General features: G+C 75.0%; 18 protein-coding genes. 7 read left to right on the top strand and 11 right to left on the bottom strand.

From position 1 onward, the window contains the following. Window positions 1-30 precede the first annotated feature (30 nt). The gene (locus JT723_RS14935; RefSeq protein ID WP_205045084.1) at window positions 31-855 is read left to right on the top strand and encodes an FHA domain-containing protein; all 825 of its coding nucleotides are present in this window, start codon (window positions 31-33) and stop codon (window positions 853-855) included. Between the two features lie 33 nt (window positions 856-888). Here JT723_RS14935 and JT723_RS14930 read toward each other — a convergent pair whose 3' ends face one another. The 4 genes from JT723_RS14930 to JT723_RS14915 form a co-directional block, all read right to left on the bottom strand. Beyond that, on the bottom strand, window positions 889-1,740 hold the full coding sequence (locus tag JT723_RS14930) for a DUF4232 domain-containing protein (RefSeq protein ID WP_205045083.1): 852 nt from the start codon (window positions 1,738-1,740) through the stop codon (window positions 889-891). Beyond that, entirely contained in the window at window positions 1,724-2,212 is a 489-nt protein-coding gene (locus JT723_RS14925; RefSeq protein ID WP_372441311.1) for an RNA polymerase sigma factor, read from the bottom strand. The genes JT723_RS14930 and JT723_RS14925 overlap by 17 nt, the downstream gene beginning before the upstream one ends. Window positions 2,213-2,265: 53 nt before the next feature. Continuing rightward, window positions 2,266-2,877: a class F sortase gene (locus JT723_RS14920; protein ID WP_372441310.1), complete on the bottom strand. Its 612-nt coding sequence runs from the start codon at window positions 2,875-2,877 to the stop codon at window positions 2,266-2,268. Between the two features lie 292 nt (window positions 2,878-3,169). Then, window positions 3,170-3,895, bottom strand: a complete 726-nt coding sequence (locus JT723_RS14915; RefSeq protein ID WP_205045082.1) for a DUF4232 domain-containing protein — start codon at window positions 3,893-3,895, stop codon at window positions 3,170-3,172. A 220-nt stretch (window positions 3,896-4,115) separates the two neighbouring features. Here JT723_RS14915 and JT723_RS14910 point away from each other — a divergent pair, with 220 nt between their 5' ends. Both JT723_RS14910 and JT723_RS14905 read left to right on the top strand, forming a co-directional pair. Next, window positions 4,116-5,378 (top strand): VWA domain-containing protein, encoded by a 1,263-nt coding sequence (locus JT723_RS14910; protein ID WP_205045081.1) that lies wholly within the window; start codon window positions 4,116-4,118, stop codon window positions 5,376-5,378. Next, window positions 5,378-6,229: a hypothetical protein gene (locus JT723_RS14905; RefSeq protein WP_205045080.1), complete on the top strand. Its 852-nt coding sequence runs from the start codon at window positions 5,378-5,380 to the stop codon at window positions 6,227-6,229. The genes JT723_RS14910 and JT723_RS14905 overlap by 1 nt, the downstream gene beginning before the upstream one ends. 68 nt (window positions 6,230-6,297) lie before the next feature. Here JT723_RS14905 and JT723_RS14900 read toward each other — a convergent pair whose 3' ends face one another. After that, window positions 6,298-6,615, bottom strand: coding sequence for a hypothetical protein (locus JT723_RS14900; protein ID WP_205045160.1), 318 nt, complete (start codon window positions 6,613-6,615; stop codon window positions 6,298-6,300). A gap of 145 nt (window positions 6,616-6,760) precedes the next feature. On the opposite strand from JT723_RS14900, the gene JT723_RS14895 reads away from it, so the two are divergent. Beyond that, complete coding sequence (locus tag JT723_RS14895) at window positions 6,761-7,675, top strand: Dyp-type peroxidase (RefSeq protein WP_205045079.1); 915 nt, start codon at window positions 6,761-6,763, stop codon at window positions 7,673-7,675. Here the strand turns inward: JT723_RS14895 and JT723_RS14890 are convergent. From JT723_RS14890 to JT723_RS14865, 6 genes are all read right to left on the bottom strand, one after another. Further along, entirely contained in the window at window positions 7,661-8,605 is a 945-nt protein-coding gene (locus JT723_RS14890; protein WP_205045077.1) for a carbohydrate kinase family protein, read from the bottom strand. The two genes, JT723_RS14895 and JT723_RS14890, sit on opposite strands and share 15 nt — an antisense overlap. Window positions 8,606-8,653: 48 nt before the next feature. Continuing rightward, window positions 8,654-11,554, bottom strand: a complete 2,901-nt coding sequence (locus JT723_RS14885) for an NHLP bacteriocin export ABC transporter permease/ATPase subunit (RefSeq protein WP_205045075.1) — start codon at window positions 11,552-11,554, stop codon at window positions 8,654-8,656. Between the two features lies 1 nt (window position 11,555). Beyond that, complete coding sequence (locus JT723_RS14880; RefSeq protein WP_240165648.1) at window positions 11,556-13,685, bottom strand: NHLP family bacteriocin export ABC transporter peptidase/permease/ATPase subunit; 2,130 nt, start codon at window positions 13,683-13,685, stop codon at window positions 11,556-11,558. Window positions 13,686-13,792: 107 nt separating this feature from the next. Beyond that, a complete protein-coding gene (locus JT723_RS14875) occupies window positions 13,793-14,593 on the bottom strand; it encodes a hypothetical protein (protein WP_205045074.1) in 801 nt (266 codons plus the stop codon). A 75-nt stretch (window positions 14,594-14,668) separates the two neighbouring features. Continuing rightward, a complete protein-coding gene (locus JT723_RS14870) occupies window positions 14,669-14,875 on the bottom strand; it encodes a type A2 lantipeptide (RefSeq protein ID WP_205045071.1) in 207 nt (68 codons plus the stop codon). A gap of 502 nt (window positions 14,876-15,377) precedes the next feature. Further along, a complete protein-coding gene (locus JT723_RS14865; RefSeq protein ID WP_205045070.1) occupies window positions 15,378-16,874 on the bottom strand; it encodes an MFS transporter in 1,497 nt (498 codons plus the stop codon). A 47-nt stretch (window positions 16,875-16,921) separates the two neighbouring features. On the opposite strand from JT723_RS14865, the gene pdxR reads away from it, so the two are divergent. The 3 genes from pdxR to JT723_RS14850 all read left to right on the top strand — a co-directional run bounded on the left by pdxR (window position 16,922) and on the right by JT723_RS14850 (window position 19,401). Further along, window positions 16,922-18,325 (top strand): MocR-like pyridoxine biosynthesis transcription factor PdxR, encoded by a 1,404-nt coding sequence (pdxR, locus tag JT723_RS14860; RefSeq protein WP_205045068.1) that lies wholly within the window; start codon window positions 16,922-16,924, stop codon window positions 18,323-18,325. A 64-nt stretch (window positions 18,326-18,389) separates the two neighbouring features. Continuing rightward, complete coding sequence (locus JT723_RS14855; RefSeq protein ID WP_205045067.1) at window positions 18,390-18,890, top strand: peptidylprolyl isomerase; 501 nt, start codon at window positions 18,390-18,392, stop codon at window positions 18,888-18,890. Between the two features lie 232 nt (window positions 18,891-19,122). Then, window positions 19,123-19,401, top strand: coding sequence for a dsRBD fold-containing protein (locus JT723_RS14850; protein ID WP_205045065.1), 279 nt, complete (start codon window positions 19,123-19,125; stop codon window positions 19,399-19,401). Window positions 19,402-19,471 lie beyond the last annotated feature (70 nt).

The following is a 19,471-nucleotide window of genomic DNA, read 5'->3' as shown; positions in this document are numbered from 1 at the left end:
CTCCGCACCGCCCCCGACGAGGAAGCAGCCATGACGACAGACACCGCCGGCACCGCAGGGCTGCCGGGCGGGCAGCGGCTCCCCGGCACCCACGGCAGCCTCGCCCGAGGGGTCTCCGCCCCCGTCGCGGGCACCGTCTTCGCGCTCGCCCTCACCGGCGGCATGCGGCTCGGCCCGGGCCCCGGCCGCGAGGTCCTCTTCGGCCGCAACCGCCCGGCCGTGCACGTCTGCCTCGGCGAGGACGACCCGCTGGTCAGCCGCCACCAGGGCACCCTGACCCACCGCGGCGGCCAGTGGTGGATCAGCAACCACGGCCGGCTGCCGATCCGGCTGGCCCGCGGGCGGCTGCTGTTCACCGGCGAGGAGGCGCTGCCGCTGGAGGCCGGCTACACCCCGCTGTTCGTCCGCGGCTCACGGCACCGCGAGCACCTGCTGGAGGTCTACGTCACCGACCAGGACGGCGCCGCCCCTACCCCGCGGCCCGAGGACATCACACTGCCGCCGCGCACCTGGCTGCTCAGCGAGCAGGAACGCCTCGTCCTGGTCGTCCTCGGCCGCCGCTACCTGCTCCACGAACTGCGCCCGCAGCCGCTGACCTGGCAGGACACCGCCGCCCACCTGGCCCGCCTGCAGCCCGCCGCGAACTGGGGGCACAAGAAGGTCGAGCACGTGGTCAGTGCGGTACGCACCCGGCTGTCCAGGGACGGCGTCCCCTTCCTGACCCGCGAGGAGGTCGGCGAACCCGTCGGCAACACCCTCAACGACCACCTGCTGCGCGAACTCCTGCTGTCCACCACCCTCGTACCGCCCGACCTGGCACTGCTCGACCTGCCGGGCGGCCCCGACGAGTGGTGACCCGGCGAGTGGCGACCTGCCGACGGCGGCAGGTCATGACGGCGGGTTGCCCGTGCGCCCGGCTGCGAACGGCGTCACCGTGAAGAGGTTGTCGCAGTTGGTGACGCTCCCGGGGAAGTCCAGCCACGCGGTGTTGCCCGGCGGGTAGATCCGCAGCTTCACCGACGCGGGCAGGCAGGTGCCCTGCTGGTTGACGGTGTGGATGGTGTCGCTCACCGACCCGCCCGGCCGCAGCACCACCGCCGAGTACGCCATCGGCTGCCGGTCGGCCGGCGCCCCGATCTGCCTGCCGTCCGCGTCCAGCATCGACAGCCCCGGGTAGCCGGTGAGATGGCAGGCCGTGGAGCTGTGGTTGGTGAGCACCAGATAGCGGAAGAGGCTGCCGGCTCCCGCGTCGCCGCCGCCGAGCGCTGCGGTCAGCTGCGAGGTCGCGCACATCGGCGTCGCCCCGCTGCCGCTCGCCGGGCCGGTCCGGGTCGGGGCCGGGTCCGGCGTGGGGGTGCCGGTGGCCGTCGGCCCGCGGGTGCCCGTGCCGGGCGGCGCCGTCGTGCCCGGGGTCGGCGTCGGGGCGGTGCCCCGGGTCGGCGTGGGAGCAGAAGTCGCCGCACTGGTCAGCGAGTTGCTGGCGGGCGGGCTGACCACGTCGTCCGAGCCGTGCGAGGTCATCGCGCCGACCAGGTACACGGACCCGGTCAGCACCACGGCCGCCGCCAGCCCGCCGCCGGCCGCCCGCACCCGGCGCCGCCGCGCCGCCCGCCGCCGGATCTGCGCGAACGCACCAGGCGGCGCGTCCAGATACCCCGGCGGCTGCCGCAGCAGCGGCTCCGCCGGCGCGGCGCCGTCGCCGTCCGGTGCGTCCCCCCGGGGGTCAGGAAATCCAGTCATGGTGTCCCCTGATTCGGGCGCGGAGCAGTTCGCGTGCCGCGTGCAGGTCGGCCTTCACGGTTCCCTCGTTCCGGCCAAGCAGCGCGGCCACCTCACGGACCGGCAAGTCGGCGTAGTAGTACAGCAGGACGGGATTGCGCAGCCGCTCGGGCAGCGACTGAACCAGCAGGCGTACGGACGGGTCGGCCGCCTCCTCCTGCGGGCGTACGGACTGCTCGGTCCTCACCCGGCGCAGCGCGCGACGCTCGCGCTCCATTCTGCGCCAGTGGTCGCGGACGAGGTTGGCCGCGGTCACATAGAGGAAGCCGTTGGGCTCCTCGACCGCGGTCCAGCGCGCCCACAGCCGGGTGAAGGCCTCCGCGGCGATCTCGTGCGCCGTCCCGTCGTCGTCCACCAGCCGGCGGCACCAGCCCGCGAGCCGCGGGTACACGGCCTCGAACAGCTCGGAGGCAGCGCGCTCTTCTCGCCGGATGACCGCTCTCCTCACTCCTGTCGCCGGGGTGCTGGCCGCCGCCGGCCAGTCGTTCACGAGCCGCCGACCAGCGAGGCGTAGACGATCACGTTGTCCGTATAGCCGCCACCGCCGGAGATACGCGTGCCGCCGCACGTGATGAGACGCAGGGCGGGGTGGTCGACGTTCCCGTACACCGCCTCCGTCGGGAAGTGCGACTTCGCCACCGTCTGCACCTTGTCGACGGCGAAGGTCGCGGTCGTGCCGTCCGACCGGGTGATGCTCACCCGGTCGCCGGGGCGCATACGGTCCAGGTGCCGGAAGACGCCGTCGCCGTACGCGCCGACCGTCACGTGCCCCAGCAGCACGGACGGGCCGGTCTCGCCCGGCGTCGGCGAACCGTCGTACCACCCGGCCGGTGAGTGCGCCTTGATCGGCGGGACGCGGACGGTGCCGTCGGGGGCGAGTCCCACGGACATGACGGGGGTGTCCACCCCGAGCCCCGGTATCCGCAGCCGCTGCGGCTGCGACCTGGCCATCGGGGTGGCCTTCCCCGCACTTGGGGCCACCGTGGTGGTGGCCGCTCCTGTGCCGGGGTGCCGTCCCGTCGCGGCCGGGGGCGGCGCCTGGCCCTCGCTCTTCCCGTCGCACCCGGCGGTCACCACCGCGGCGATGACCGCCACCACCCCCCACGCTGCGCGTCCCCCGCGCCACCGCCGTGGCTTGTCGCGCAGTTCCCCGCGCCCCTGGGTGATTGCCACTTGCTGCGAGCTTGCACCTTTCCGTGCGTCGTGATGGGGCGCGCAGTTCCCCGCGCCCCTAAAAACGCTCGCCCTCTCCCCAGAGGGCACCCCCAGGGGCGCGGGGAACTGCGCGACAAGCCACGACGCGTCCGCAGTCGCGCTGCGGGGGGAGGCGCCCCGTACGGGCGCGGGGGGAGGCCACGGCTGTGGCTGAGGTACGGGCGTGGGTGGCACGTCAGCCCCGGGTGCGGCGGCGGCGGGCCGTGGCGAGGGTGAGGCCGCCGAGGAGGACCCCGCCGGCACCGGCGATCGCGCCGACCGTCAGGGTCGCGGAGTGACCGGAGCCAGTGGCGGCGAGCCCGGTGTCGGGGGCGCCGGCGGGCACGGTCGGGACCTGCTGCCCGGTGGACGGCGTGGGCTTGGGCGCCGACGTCCGCGTGGGCGTGGGATTCACCGGGTCGCTCCCGTCCCGCCCCGCGGCCATCGGCGTCACCGTGAAGAGGTTGTCGCAGTTCGTCACGGCACCGGCGATGACCATGGACGCCGTGTTCCCGGGCGGATATATCCGCACCTTCGCCGACGCCGGCAGGCACTTGCCCATGTGGTTCACGGTGTGGATCGTGTCGCTTGCCGACGCGCCCGGCCGGAGCACGACCGGCGAGTACCGGCTGGGCTGCCGGTCGGCCGGCTTGCCGATCTGCTTGCCCGCGGAGTCGAGCAGGGACACCCCGGGGTAGCCGGTGAGGTGGCAGGTGGTGGAGCTGTGGTTGGTCAGGACCAGGTAGCGGTAGAGGTTGCCGGCTCCCGCGTCGCCGCCGCCGAGCGCCCCGGTCAGCTGCGAGGTCGTGCACATCGGGGTGCCGGCCCGGCCGACCGGGGCCGAGGCCGCGGCGGGCACGGCCCCCGCGACCGCCACCGCCAGAACCGCCGCCGCACCGGCGGCCAGTGAAGTGCTGCGCATGTCCCGTCCCTCCGTTCTCCCGCGGCCCGCCGCGCCCTGGAGCGGGCGCGGACCCCGGCCGTACCAGGAGTCGCGATCAGAGACGACACAGCGCGGACCCGGGTTGTAAAGACTTCGCCAAGTCGGTCCCGGCGGACCGGAGTCCGCCCTTCCGGTGCCGCAACCGTCCCGCTGACCAGCCGACTTCATGATTGGGCCGGACCTTCACTACGATCCTGCGATGATCATGAGAAGACTCGTGGCCACGGGAATGGCCGGTGGCCTGCTGGCCGCCCTCGCCTGCGGGCTGCTGCCCGCGAGCGCCGCCGCGGACGAACCCGCGGCGCAACCCTCACCGAAGGTCGAACTCGTCCTGGACGTCAGCGGCTCCATGCGGGCCAAGGACATCGACGGGCAGAGCCGGATGTCGGCCGCGAAGCAGGCCTTCGACGACGTCCTGGACTCGACGCCGGAGAACGTCAACCTCGGCATACGCACCCTCGGTGCGGACTACCCGGGCAACGACCGCAAGACCGGCTGCAAGGACACCCGGCAGCTGTACCCGGTCGGCCCGCTCAACCGCACCGAGGCCAAGACCGCGGTGGCGACGCTGGCCCCCACCGGCTGGACCCCGATCGGCCCCGCCCTGCTCGCGGCCGCCCAGGACCTGAAGGCCGGCGGTGACGGCACCGCACGGATGGTGCTGATCACCGACGGCGAGGACACCTGCAACGCCAACCCCTGCGACGTCGCCCGCGACATCGCCGCCCAGGGCATCCACCTGGTCATCGACACGCTCGGCCTGATCCCGAACTCCACCACCCGCAACCAGCTCAGCTGCATCGCCGAAGCCACCGGTGGCACGTACACCACCGTGCAGCACAGGGCGCAGCTGACCACCAAGGTCAAGCAGCTGGTCAACCGCAGCACCGACCCGGTGGCCACCCCCGTCGCCACCCAGGGCGCCGAGACCTGCGCCGACGCCCCCGTGCTCAAAGCGGGCCTGTACTCCGACCGGGAGACCTTCTCGGAGAACCGCTGGTACCGCGTGGACGTACGCCCCGGCCAGGAGCTGCGCGCCTCGGTGAGCATCAGCGACGACCGCGCGGTCAACGCCGACTACGGCGTGCTGCTGCGGGGCGTCACCCTGCACGGCCGGGAGATCGTCCGCGACGACGAGGGCGGCACCGGCCGCACCGACGCGGTGTCGGCCGGCATCCGCTACCCCAAGCCGAAGGCCGACTCCGACACCCCGGCGGAGACCGTGTGCCTGCAGGTCGGCAACTCCTTCTCCGCGCCCGCCTCGGTCAAGACCACCCCTGGCCTGCCGGTCGAGCTGTCCATCGACCTCGTGCACAGCCCCGACCAGCCGTCCGACGTGGCCTTCTACGGTCTCGGCCGCGGCTGGTGGCTGCTGGGGCTGCTCGCCGTCACCGGCGGTGTCGCCGGTCTGCTGACCGGCTGGGCCGCGCGCTGGCGGATGAACTCGGGGAGGGCCAACTGATGCGCACCGCACGACGTCTGGCCGCGGCGGGACTGCTCGCCGCGACCGCTGTGACCGTACTGACCGGCCGTGCCGCGGCCGACGACACCCCGAGCGCCACGCCCAGCGCGACCGCGACGCCCACCGCCGGCGAGCAGGGGCCGCCCACCGAGGCGGGCACCAACTTCCTGACCGCCACGGCGATCAAGCAGGGCGAGGAGGCCACCGCCAGCGCCTCGGCGGGCGACTACCTTTACTGGGTGGTGCCCGCGGACACCGGGCAGAACGTCACGGTGAAGGCCACCGTGACGTTCGGCTCCGGCAGCGGCGCCCCCGCCGCGCACGGCGCCTCGACCTGGCAGCTCGACGTCTACGACGGCCTGCGCCGCCGCCAGCCCTGCCGCTACGGCGCCCAGACCCGTACGGCCGCCGCCGGCGCCGCGACGGTGGAACTCGCCTGCACCCTGCGCCCCGTGCGGGCCTACGCCGACACCTGGTCCGACGACCCGCTGCGCGGCGCGTACTACCTGCGGCTCACCGCGCTGAAGGTCACCGAGGCCGACCTCGGCCAGCCGGTGCGCGCGGCGATCAAGGCCACCTCGCACGGCACCGCCGGCCGCAACGCCGTGGACGGCTCGGTGACTCCCGTGGTCTCCGCCAACGGCCCCGACGTCGCGCCCGGCGACGGCTGGGCCGGCACCTGGTGGTCGCCGCGCTGGCTGTGGACCGGTGGCGGCGGCCTGCTCGCCGTCTTCGCGGCTCTCGGCGCCCACCGGCTGGCCCGCGGCCCGATCAGGGCGCAGGGCCGCCCCCGGCCGCAGCAGCCGGACGAGCCGTACCAGCCGCGCGAGCCCTCGCGCTACCCCGGCTGACGGCTCTGGCCGGGCGCGGCACCCACCGCGCCCGGCCGCTCATGTCGGGCTCCCTGCCGCGCCGCGGCCTACTCGTCGCGCTCGAAGTCCGCCTCCCAGACCTCCCTGTCCAGCGCCCGCTGCGCGGCGAAGTAGAGGTCGTGCACGAAGCTCCGCGCCTGCTCGCGCGGCATCTCGGGTGCCAAGTTGACCAGCCGCTGCGTCCACTCGTCGATGTGCGCCTCCGGCGCCTGCCGGGTCTGCGCGGCCACCGCCGCGGCCACCTCCTGGCGGTCGGCCTCCGTACGCTGCTCCAGCTCGTCCTTGTCGGGGCGTTCCGGCATCCCGCGGCTGTGGCCGGTGTCCGGGTCGCCCTCGACGGCCGTGTTGGACTTGTGGTGTGCCATGGCTGCTCCTCTCGCTCACCGGTGCCGTGGCCGGTCTGGCCGGCCGACCCGCCGGTGTGGAGGGTCCCCTGGGTAAAACAGGGGGTACTCCTCACTCAAACCCCTCGGCCCCCCTGCCGCAAGCGGGGCGTGCCACGATGGGGCCATGCCGACTCCGCAGCCAGTGCTCAGCCCGCTGACCACCGCTTCTGTCTTCCTCGTGCTCACCGTCGACCAGGGCGGCGAACCGGCCGTGCGCGATCTGCTCGGCGACCTGGCCGGGCTGCAGCGCGCGGTCGGCTTCGGCCACCCCGCGGGCGAGCTGAGCGTCGTCGCCGGGATCGGCTCGGACGTCTGGGACCGGCTGCTCCCCGGCTTGGCGCGGCCCGCGGAGCTGCACCCCTTCGCCGAGCTGCACGGCGCCAGGCACAGCGCGCCCGCCACCCCTGGCGACCTGCTCCTCCACATCCGCGCCACCCGGCAGGACCTGTGCTTCTCGCTGGCCACCGAGATCATGGCGCGGCTGCGCGGCTCGGTCGGCGTCGCCGACGAGGTGCAGGGCTTCGCCTACCTGGACCAGCGCGACCTGCTCGGCTTCGTGGACGGCACGGAGAACCCGGTCGGCGCCGAGGCCGCCGACGCCGTACTCGTCGGCGAGGAGGACCCCGGCGCGGCGGGCGGCTCCTATGTGATCGTGCAGAAGTACCTGCACGACCTCGACGCCTGGAACGCGCTCACGGTCGAGCAGCAGGAGCACATCGTCGGCCGCCGCAAACTCACCAACGTCGAGACCGGCACCCCCGGCTCGCACGTCGAGCTGAACACGATCACCGGCCCCGACGGCAGCGAGCGGAAGATCCTCCGCGACAACATGCCCTTCGGCAGCCCCGGCAGTGGCGAGTTCGGCACCTACTTCATCGGCTACGCGCGCACCCCCGCGGTGACCGAGGAGATGCTGCGGCACATGTTCCTCGGCGACGGCGCCACCGAGCACGACCGCATCCTCGACTTCTCCACCCCGGTCACCGGCACCCTCTTCTTCGCCCCAGCCGCCGACACCCTCGACTCACTGGCCGACTGAGCCCGCCGCCTCCAGGGCCGCTGCCAGCTCCGCCGCGTCCGGCGGGTTCGCGCCCGCCCGGGAGACGGTCAGGGCCGCCGCCGCGCCCGCCCGGTGCAGCATCGCGGCCAGCGCCGGGCCGTCGAGGCCGGCCGCGAGGCCGGCGCGGGCCGTGGCACCGGTCAGCCCGAGCGCGGCCATCGTGTCGAGCGCGGCGGCCATGAAGGCGTCGCCCGCCCCCACCGTGTCGGCGACCTCGACCGGCACCGGGGCGGCGGAGACCTGCCCGGCAGCGGTGAAGGCCAGGGCGCCCTGCGCGCCGAGCGTCACGAAGACCGCGGCCGGGCCGAGCCCGAGCCAGCGCCGCGCCACCTCGCCGGCCGGCTCGCCCGGGTACAGCCACCGCAGATCCTCGTCGCTGGCCTTGACCACGTCGCTGAGCGCCACGCACCGCTCCACCCGCTCCGCCGCCCGCGCCCGGTCGCCCAGCAGCGCCGGGCGCACGTTCGGGTCGTAGCTGACCGTCGCCGACGCCCGCAGCCCGGCGGTCACCTCGAGTGCCGCGGCGGCGCCCGGCGGCTGCACCGCACCGATCGACCCGAGGTGCACATGCCGTACGCCCGCCGGCACCTCCACCGGCCGCAGGGTCCAGCCGATGGCGAAGTCGTACGAGGCGGCCCCCTGCCCGTCCAGCGTCACCACCGCGGTGGGTGTGGCCGCGCCCCGCTGCCCGTCGGTCAGCAGCTCCACCCCCGCGGACACCAGGTGGTCGCGGATGAGCCGCCCCGCCTCGTCCTGCCCGATCTGGGTGAGCAGCGCGGCGCGGCGCCCCAGCCGGGCCAGCCCGTAGGCGACGTTCGCGGAACTCCCGCCGGGATGCGCGACATCGGGCCTGCCGGGGGTGCGGACGATGTCGGCGACGCTCTCGCCGATGGTCAGGAAGTCGGTCATCGGGCCATCCTGCCGTGCCCGGGGCCGCGGCCCGCCGCGGGGCCGCCGTCACAGCGTCTGGCGGCGGACCAGCGCGTGGAAGGGGCCCGCGGTGTCGGCCAGCAGGGCGGCGGGCGGTCCCTGCTGGACGATGCGGCCCGCGTCCATCACGACGACCCGGTCCGCGTCGAGCACCGTGGACAGCCGGTGGGCGACGACGATCCTGGTGGCCCGCAGGGCGCGGGTGCTGTCGATGACGGTGCGCTGCGTGGCGTTGTCCAGCGCGCTGGTCGCCTCGTCGAGGAAGAGGATCCGCGGACGGCGGATCAGCGCCTGCGCGATCATGAGCCGCTGGCGCTGCCCGCCGGACACCGCAGCGCCGCCGTCCGGCAGCACGGTGTGCATGCCCATCGGCATCGCCTTGATGTCCTCGGCGAGCCCGGCCATCGCGGCGGCCTGCCACGCCTCCTCCAGCGAGTACGTGCCACCGCCGCGTATGCAGTCCAGGACCGAGCCGCTGAAGGGCTGCGCGTGCTGCAGCACCACCCCGCACTGCCGGCGCACCGCCGCCAGGTCCAGTGCGGCCAGGTCCTGGCCGTCGTAGCGGACGCTGCCCGCGCCGGGGGAGTCGAAGCCGATCAGCAGCCGCAGCAGCGTCGACTTGCCGCAGCCGCTCGGCCCGACGACCGCCACGAACTCGCCGGGCGCCACCCGCAGCGACACCTCGTCCAGCGCGGCGGGACCCTCGCCCAGGTAGCGGTAGGACACCGCGACGGCCTCGACCGCACCGGACAGCTCACCGGGCTGCGTGCGGCCGGCCGGCACCTCGGGCGCCGCGTCCAGCACAGGGCGCAGCTGCTCGACCATCGGCAGCACGGAAACCGCCGACAGCAGCGCCCCGGTGAGCTGGCCCGCGGACGAGAGCATCATCGTGGCCGCCGAGTTGAAGGTCAGGAAGCCCGCCGCCGACAGGCTGCCGCGGGCGGGACCCGCGAGCAGCGCGAAGACCGCGAGCGTGCACAGCGGCAGGTAGACGGCGTTGACGACGGTCGCCGCGTTCCCGATCCGCCCGGCCTTGCGCTGCAGTTCGCGGCTGCGCGCGAAGTCCGCGGCCCATGCGGCATAGGCGAAGCTCTCCGCCGCGGCGACCCGCAGCTTCGGCAGTCCCCGCAGGGTCTGGAAGGCCTGGTTGTTGAGCCGGTTGCCCAGCTCCACCAGCTGCCGCTGCCACCGCAGTTGGGCAAGGCCCGCGGTCAGCAGCACCGCGGCCACGACCGCCAGCATGCCGAGCGCGGCCAGCGCAAGCGGCACGCTGTAGCACAGCAGCAGCACCAGGTTGACCGCCGCGACCGTACCGGACTGCACCGCGACCGATGCCGTGCCGGAGAGCACCTTGCGGATCGCGCTCACGCCCATCGCGGCGCTCGCCAGCTCACCGGTGGACCGGTGGGCGAAGAAGCCCGTCGGCAGCCGCAACAGCCGGTCCCAGACGGCCGGTTGCAGTGTCGCCTCGATGCGGCCTTCGAGCCGCAGCACCGCGATGTTCTGCACCAGCATGAAGGCCGCGGACACCACGGTGGCCGCCACGACCGCGAGGGCGGCCTGCACGATCAGCCCGTTCTCGCCCTGCGGCACATAACTGCCCAGCACCCGCCCGGTCGCCAGCGGCACCAGCGCCCCGAGCCCGACCGCGACCAGGCTGCCGGCCAGCAGCCGCCACAGGTCGGCGCCGGTGCCGCGCAGCCCGAAGCGCAGCAGCCCGCGCGTGGACACCGCCCGCGCGGGCAGCGGGCGGTAGAACATCACCGCCTGCGGGGCGAAACCCGCCGCGTTCGCCGGGCCGACCCTGGTCGTACGCCCGCTCGCCGGGTCCACCGCCCGGTAGCCGCCGCGCCCCCACAGCAGCGCCACCGGCGCCCCGGACGCCGCCCTGCTGCCCACCAGGGGGCCGGCGTCCGTACGCCACCAGCGCCCGCCCAGCCCGACCTCGCGGGTGCGCAAGCCCGAGGCGACCGCGATGCGCTCCACGGGACCCAGCCGGCTGCCCGCCCCGCCGCCCGCGGGCTCGGTCACCTCGATGCCGCCGGCCGCCGCGACCAGCCGGCACACCGCGAGCGTCGCGTCGGCGGCGCCGCCGGAGTCCCGGCCCGGCCCGTCGAGCGCGGCCAGCAGCAGCCGGTCGGCCCGCGCGCCCGCGGCCTCGCCCGCCCGCGTCCCTGCGGCGGCCCGCTCCTCGTGGGCGCGCTCGACCTGCTCGATCCACCGCCCGAGGGCCAGCAGCAGCCGCGACTGCTGCCTGACCATGCGCTGCCACATCGCCCCGTCGACCAGCAGCTGCCCGGCGGACTCGGCGCCGTACACGGCACCGTCCCGTACGCTGCCCGGCTCGACCGGCACCCACTCGATGTCGTCCTGCGCCGACGCGGCCCCGGTCGCGGGCCGCCCGTCGACCCGCGCCTCGAACATCAGCCGCAGCCCGCGCCCGACGCCCAGTGCGAACGCCTGCTCCAGCGGGCCCAGCGGCCCGCTGCCTGCGGCGTACGGCGGCGCGTACGGGTCGGCGAACAGCTCGCGCAGGGCGATCCGCCGCAGCCCGCACCCGGGCAGCGGGCGCCCGACCAGCGTGTGGTGCGGCCCGGGCGGCGGCCCCAGCACCGCGGTACCGGCCGCGAGCCGCCCCAGGAAGTGCCAGCGCCCCTGCCCGTCCCCCGCGACGGCGAAGAGGTCCACGGCGCCGGCGGTGACCAGCCACACCCCGTCCGCGCCCGCCAGCCCCAGACTGCCCACCCCCGTGCAGTCGACCTCAGCCCCGAAGCCGCCCAGCACGGCGAGGACCGGGTCGCCGCTCCCGTACCCCGTCTGCCCGCCGGTATACGGAGCGCCGCCGCCGTACGGCAGCTGCCCGGCGTCGTGCCCGCCCGGGGCGGTGTCCTCGGGCGGTGCGGGGAAGGTGCCCGGTGGGTGGGTCATCTCAGTGCTCCCTGACCAGGTCGGCGTAGGCGCCGCCCGCGGCCACCAGGGCCTCGTGGCGGCCGCGTTCGACGATCGTGCCGCGGTCGAGGACGACGATCTCGTCGCTGTCGCGGACCGTGCTCAGCCGGTGGGCCACGACCACCCGCGCACAGCCGCGCCGCCGCAGGTTGTCGATGATCAGGCGCTCGGTCTCGGCGTCCAGGGCGCTGGTCACCTCGTCGAGCACCAGCACCGCGGGGTCGCGGACCAGGGCGCGGGCGATCTCCAGGCGCTGGCGCTGGCCGCCGGAGAAGTTGCGGCCGTCCTGCTCCACGCGGCAGCGGATGCCGCCGGGACGCCGGGCGACCACGTCGAGGACGGCGGCGTCCGCGAGGGCTGCCGTCACCGCCGCGTCGGTGACCGAGGGGTCCCACAGCGCCACGTTGTCGCGGACCGTGCCCTCGAAGAGGAAGACGTCCTGGTCGACGAAGGCCACCGACGCGGACAGCACGCTGCGCGGCAGTTCCGCCAGCGCGCGCCCGTCGATGCGCACCGTGCCGCGGGTCGGCTCGTACAGCCCGCAGACCAGCCGGGCCACGGTCGACTTGCCGCTTCCCGAGCCGCCGACCAGCGCCACCTGGCGGCCCGGCCCCACCGCCAGGGAGAAGCCGGTCAGCAGCGGCGGGTCGAGCGGGCTGTAGCCGAAGTCGACGCCCTCCAGGGCGACATGGCCCGCGGCCCGGTGCCCGGCCTGCGCCGCGGCGGCCGCCGCCCGGGCGGGGGAGTGGACCGGGTCGACGGGGAAGTTCTCCACGTCCCTGAGCCGGGCGACGTCCGCGGCGAAGTCCTGCGCCCGCCCGGCGACCGCACTGAGCCGGGTGACCGGTGCGGTGAAGCTCGTCACCAGCGCCTGGAAGGCGACCAGCAAGCCCACCGAGATGCCGCCGGCGACCGCCCGGCGCCCGCCGATCAGCAGGATCAGCGCGCTGTTCAGCGCGGCAAGCGCCGGTGCGACGACCGCGAGCGCCGCACCGGGCACACCCAGCCGCTGCCTGCCCTCCAAGGTGGCCGCGTGCTGACCCGCCCAGCGCCGGAAGTAGCCGTCCTCACCGCCGGTGGCCTTCATCGTCTCGATCAACTGCAGCCCGCTGTAGGCGGTGTTGGTCAACCGGGCGGTGTCCGCCCGCAGTTTGCGCGTCCCCGTGGCGCGCAGCCGTACGACCACCCGCATCGCCGCCACGTTGAGCAGCGCGATCAGCACGCCCAGCACGGTCAGTTGCCGGTCGTAGGTCCACAGCAGGGCCGCGTAGAGCAGCACCACGACCGCGTCCACCCCGGCCGCCGCCAGGTCCCTGGCCAGCGTCTCGGCGACACTGTCGTTGGACTGCAGGCGCTGCACCAGGTCGGCGGGGCTGTGCTGCGCGAAGAAGCGCACCGGCAGCCGCAACAGGTGCCGCATGAAGCGGGCGCTGCCCAGCGTGCCCGACACCACCCGCCCGTGCAGCAGGTTCGACTGCTGCACCCAGGTCAGCGCCGCGGTGAGGCCCACCACGACGGCCATCGCGGTCAGCAGGGTGCCCAGCAGCGACGAGCGCCCGCCGAGCAGGAAGCCGTCGATGTACGTGCGGCTCAGCGCGGGCGCCGCCGCGCCGACCACGACCAGCAGCAGGCTGGCCAGCACCGCCGCCGCCATGGCCGCGCCGGTGCCGCGCAGCCGGGCCGGCAGCCCGCGGACGATGCCCGGCCTGCGGCCGGCCCGCACGAAGCCCTCACCCGGCTCGAAGGTGAGCACCACACCGGTGAAACCCGCGTCGAACTCCGCGGGCGTCACGAACCGCCGCCCCCGCGCCGGGTCGTTGAGGTGCACCCCGCGCCGCCCCAGGTGGCGGCCTGTGCCCTCGTACACGACGTAGTGGTTGAACTCCCAGAACAGGACGGAAGGCGGCGGCAGTTCCGCCAGCGCGGCCGGCTCCATCTGCATGCCCTTGGCCTGCAGGCCGTAGCCGCGGGCCGCCTTGAGGAGATTGCCGGCCCGCGAGCCGTCGCGCGAGACACCGCAGGCCACCCGCAGCTCCTCCAGCGGCACATGGCGGCCGTGGTGGCCGAGCACCATCGCCAGGGCCGCGGCGCCGCACTCCACCGCCTCCATCTGCAGCACGCTCGGGGTGCGCACCCGGCGCGCACGCCTGCCGGTGCGCCCCGGGCGGTGCCGGCCAGCGGCGGCCGCCGCGTCCGCGCGGCCGGTGTGCCGGGCGGTCACGGCAGCAGCCAGTCGATCGGGCGCTGCGCGGGCAGCAGCACCGAAGCGCTCACCGGGGTCAGCGAGGCGGGCGCGGTCGGCGGCCCGCCGCGCGAGGACCAGCCGTAGCCGGTCGCCGTCCGCGGGTCGCGCAGCAGCCGCACCGTGACCGCGTAGGGCGCCCCGTGCGCGGCGAAGGCGGCACCGAGCCGCGCGTCACCGAGGAAGTCGGCGATCTGCTGCGCGCTCTGCGGCACGGCGCCGGCCCCGGCGACCTTGCCGCGCAGCACCCCGTAGCGGCCCGCGGGCACCGACTGCACCGTCATCTCCACGGTGGCGCCGACCGGCAGCGGGGCGCCGCCGACCGGGTAGAGCACCGCCTCCAGCGGGTCGTCCGCCTGCCCTGCGCGTTCGAGCCCGGCGACCGCGCTGCCCGCGGCGACCACGGAGCCGATACCGGCGGGCAGCGAGGTCACCCGGCCCGCCTCGACCAGCCGCACCTGCTGCACCCCTGCCGCGGTCCGCACGTCGAGCAGCGGCGCCCCGGCCGCCAGCAGGTCGCCGACCGCGGCCCGTACCCGTACCACCTGGCCGGCCAGCGGGCTCTGCAGCACGTAGCCGCCGTGGCCGTGGGTCAGCACGCCGGCCACCGTCACCCGCGACGCGACCGAGCCGCCGAACGCCCACACACCCGCGCCGGCCATGACGACCAGCGCCACGGTCAGCGCCAGCAGCCCCTGCGGGCGGGCGAGCCGCACCGGCAGATCCAGCTCCTCGGGCGAGCGGAGCCTGGACAGCGCCTTCTGCCGGAATTCCACCGGAGTCCCTCCCTGGACAGGCCCGTGGACCCCGGGTGTCAGTCCCCGGGGTCCACGGATGGTCGTGCGGTGCGCTCAGAGACCGGCGAGACCGGTCAGCGGGGCGACGTTCAGGCCGGTCGCCGAGGTGGCGAGACCCGCCACGTCGGACACGGTGGGCAGCATCGAGTCGATGGTGAAGACGGTGTCCAGGACCGGGGCGAGGATGCCGCCCGAGATGCCGTCGAGGTCGGCGTCGGAAATCTCGCGGGTCTCGATCTGGGGGGTGGAGTCCTTGCGCATGACTGCGTATTCCCTTCGTTGTGCGGAATGGTTCGAAAATTCTCTCGACCGGACAGGGGGTGATGTCAGGGCAGGTCGAATCAACCGCCTTGCCGGCACCCGGAATTCCGTAGAGCGTTCGCTCAAGTCCCGCTTGGCGCACGATGTAAGCACGTCGCACCGCGCTGATCCACCCGGCATCAGCCGCAGGTACATGCAGGTCGGCGCGGTGTGCGGGGTGTCGGCACATGGTGCCGACGAATTCTTCACACAGTTTGCCCCCATGAATTCGTACACCGTGGGAACGGCCCGGCCGCGGCTCGCGGCGGTCGAACACCCCTGCGTTTCCCACGGGTTGCACGGCCGGTCACGCGCAGAAGCGGAGGGCGTGTGTGCAGAGTCTGCGACCGTGATGTGCGGTCCCGCAGAAAAGGGCATTCCTGCGGCCACGTCCGTCCACGGGCGGGACGTCGGGGCATCTGCCGCGATGTCGGACATCCGGCGGCGGGCGGCAACCGCGCCGTCAGGCCCGGCGCGCGGGCCGGAAGGCGAGCAGCATCGCCGCCGCGGTCAGGGCGAAGGCCGCCGGGTAGCCCGTGGCCGCGGCCAGGGCGCCGAACCCGACCGCGCCCGCGCCCATGCCGGCGTCGTAGCCGACGTTCCACAGCGCGCTCACCGTGCTGTAACCGGCCGTGGACACCCGGGAGTACATCAGCGCGAGCGTGGCGTTCTGCGCCACCCCGAACCCGGCGCCGAAGACCGCGACACCGCACAGCACCGCGGCGGTGCTTCCGGTCGCCGCGGTCAGCAGCAGCCCCGCGGCCGACAGCAGCAGCCCCGGCAGCACCAGCCGCCCGGGCCCGTGCCGGTCGCCGAGCCGCCCGGCGAACCACCGCGTCGCGGTCGCGGCGGCCGGCTGCACGAAGAGCGCGGCGGCCACCACGTCCGAGGCGCCCGCCGGCACGGCCAGCGGCAGGAAGGTCACGACGATGCCCGCGCCGAGCGCGGTGACGGTGAAGACGCCGGCGGGCCGCAGCAGCCCGCCGTCCCGCAACCCGCGCCCGACGGACCCGCCGCGGTCACTGGACTGGCGCCCGGCCGATCTGCGCCTTTCGGACCCGCCTCGAACGCCGGACCCGCGAACGCCGGACCCGCGAACGACGGACCCGCGAACGACGGACCCGCGAACGACGGACCCGCGAACGACGGATCCGCGCTCATCGGTTCCGCCCCGGACGGACCTCCGCTCACCGGACCCGCGCCGGGCCGGTCCCCGCCCGGCGGACCCGCCGCGAACGCTGGACCCGCCCCGGCCGAACCCCCGCCCGCCGATGCGGAAGGTCCGCACCGCCCGTGCCAGGGCCGCCCCCGCCCGCCGTCTCCCCGGCGCCGCGCCCTCGTCGCCGGGGCGCTCCTCGCGCCCCGGCAGCCCCGGGACCGCCGGGACCACGGCCAGGGCCAGCAGTCCCGCCAGCACCGACACCGGCAGGTAGCCGGAGCGGTCGGCCAGCCATACGCCCAGCGGCAGCGCGATCAGTGAGGGCACCCCGGACACCACCCCGACCAGGGCCAGGCCCTCGCCGCGGCGCTCCGCCGGGATCAGCGCGGCGGTCAGCGCGCCGCCCGCCACCACCGTCAGTGCGAAGCCGAGGCCGCGCAGGCAGCACCCCGCGACGATCCAGCCCATGCCGCCCCACGCGGTCAGGAACAGGGCCGGCGCCCCCAGCAGGACCAGGCCGGCCGCCAGCGCCGACCGGTAGCCGAAGCGGGCCACCAGCCGCGGTGTCGCCAGCTCGCCGCACACCGTGGCGAGCATCAGCGCACCCGTCGCGAGGCCCGCGTCGCCGCCGGACGCGGTGGCGTACAGCGGGACGACCGACAGCAGCAGGAAGAAGCTCGCGGACGCGCCGACCACGGTCACGAAACGCAGCAGCAGCGGTCTGGTCACCAGCGGCGGCCGGGCGGGCGGGAGGGCGGCGGGGGCGGGCGTGGGGGTGTGCAGAGGCTGCGAGGTGGTCATGGCGACGACGTTAGGGAAGCACCGGCCCCCCGGTAAGCTCCATTTCCATGCCGCTGGAGTGGTCCGGTCTGTCGCCCGAGGTGCTGCTCACCCTCGACAGGGACAGCCCACGCCCGCTGCGCGCCCAGCTGGAGGACCAGCTCAGGGACGCCATCCGCGGCGGGCGCCTCGACGTCGGCGAACGCCTGCCGTCCTCGCGTGAACTGGCCCGCAGGCTCGGCCTGTCGCGCGGGCTCGTGCAGGACTGCTACGCCCAACTGCGGGCCGAGGGCTACCTGGTCTCCCGTGTGGGCGCCGCGACAAGCGTCGCGGCCGGCGCCTGTCCGCCGCCCGCGCCGCCTGCCGTCCCCGAGCAACCCCCGCGGCTGCTGGCCGACTTCAGGACCGGCGTGCCCGATCTCGGCTCCTTCCCGATGGCCGACTGGCTGTGGGCGACCCGCGAGGCCGCCCGCGCCATGCCCACCGCCGCGCTCGACTACGGCGACCCGCGCGGCAGCGCGCACCTGCGCGAGGTGATCGCCGGCTACCAGCGGCGGGTCAGGGCAGCGGCCGCCGACCCCGAGCGCACGGTCGTCTGCTCCGGCTACGCACAGGGCCTCGCCCTGACGCTGCGAGCACTGGCAGCGGCGGGGGTGCGTACGCTTGCCTACGAGGACCCGGGCGCCCCCGCGATGACCGCTGCGGCCGCGGCGCACGCCGGGATGGCGGCCGTGCCCGTAGCGGTGGACGACGAGGGTGTCGACGTCGGTGCGCTCACCGCGACCGGCGCCCGTGCCGTCCTGGTCACGCCCGCCCACCAGTGGCCGACCGGTGTGGTGATGGCCGCACGGCGGCGGCTGGCCCTGGTCGAGTGGGCCGCCGCCCACGACGGCTACGTCATCGAGGACGACTACGACGCCGAGTTCCGCTACGACGACCGCGACCCGGTCGGCGCGGTGCAGGGGCTGGCCGCCGACCGGGTCGTCGCGATCGGCACGGTCAGCAAGTCGCTGGCACCCGCCCTGCGCATCGGCTGGCTGCTGTGCCCGCCCGCGCTCACCGGCAGCGTCACCGCGTACAAGCAGCTCGACGACCGGGGCTCGCCCACCCTGGACCAGCTCGCGCTGGCCCGGCTGCTGGAGTCCGGGCGCTACGACCGGCACCTGCGCCGGATGCGTACGGTGTACGCCGCCCGGCGCGAGGCACTGGTCGCGGCGCTTGCCGCGCACGCCCCCGGCGTACGCCTCACGGGCCTGGCCGCCGGTTTCCACGCGGTCGCACACCTGCCCGCGGGCGCCGACGAGCGGGCGGTGGTGGACGCGGCCCGCGCCCGCGGTGTCGGCCTGTACGGCATGAGCGCCAACCGGGCGGGGAAGGCCCCGCAACCGGCACGAATCGTCCTCGGCTTCGGCAACGTGAGCGAGCGTGCGATCGGCGAGGGGATCGCCGCGATCGGCGATCTGCTGGCCTGACGGGCGGGCTGACACGGCCGGGAGGCGGCCCCGACGCACCGCCCGCGGTCACCGGGATGCAAGGATGGGGCACATGAACAATGTGTACTTCGACATCTCTGTCAACGGTGAGCCGTCCGGACGCATCGTCTTCCGGCTCTTCGACGACGTGGTGCCCGAGACCGCCAGGAACTTCCGCGAGCTCGCCACCGGCGAGCACGGCTTCGGCTACGCGGGCTCCGCCTTCCACCGGGTCATCCCGGAGTTCATGCTCCAGGGCGGCGACTTCACCTCCGGTGACGGCCGCGGCGGCAAGAGCATCTACGGCGAGAAGTTCAAGGACGAGAACTTCCAGCTCAAGCACGACCGGCCGTTCCTGCTGTCGATGGCGAACGCCGGGCCGAACACCAACGGCTCGCAGTTCTTCGTCACGACCGTTCCCACCCCCTGGCTCGACGGCAAGCACGTCGTCTTCGGCGAGGTCGTCGAGGGCTCGGAGCTGGTCAAGCTGATCGAGGGCAAGGGGTCGCGCAGCGGCCAGCTCTCGGCGAAGGTCGTCATCACCGCGTCCGGCACCGTCGACTGATCCCACGGTTCCGCCGAAGGGTTCCTGCGGGCGAAGGCCCGCGGGGACCCTTCATGATTTTCCCGGCCCCTCTTCCCTTGGCGGCCGTTTGCCGTGGTCCTGGCCGGGCAGGCGTCCTGGCACGAAGGGGCCGGACGTGGCTCGGCGCCAGGCGCGCCAGAGCCGCACGCGGCAGCGTACGGCGTGGTCCGGCACCCGGAAACGACACGCGTACGGGAACGGACGGCTCGTGATGCAGCAGCAGACAGCGGCGCAGCCGCGCACCAAGACCTGGACGCTGGATCTGGAGATCGCCGAGGAGAGCCAGGACGCCACCACCGTCAAGGCGGCCCTCGACACCGGCGACCGCACGCTGCGCACCCGCACCACCGCGCAGCGCAACCCGGACGACCCGCCCGTGCCCGCCATCGGCGACGAGTACGCCGCCGGGCGCGCACTGCTCGACCTGGGCAGGCAGCTCCTCCACGAGGCGACGACGGACGCGGCGGCCAACGCCAAGGCGGCCCAGTAGACCGGAGGGCAAGCCGCGGCGGCAGCGCGCAGGTGCGTTAGAGTCGCCGGCAGGAGCGGCAGCACAGCCG

Source organism: Actinacidiphila bryophytorum (assembly GCF_016916835.1).
GTDB lineage: Bacteria > Actinomycetota > Actinomycetes > Streptomycetales > Streptomycetaceae > Actinacidiphila > Actinacidiphila bryophytorum.
The sequence above is the reverse complement of the archived record's forward strand: the minus strand, read 5'-3'. Positions and strand labels throughout refer to the sequence as shown.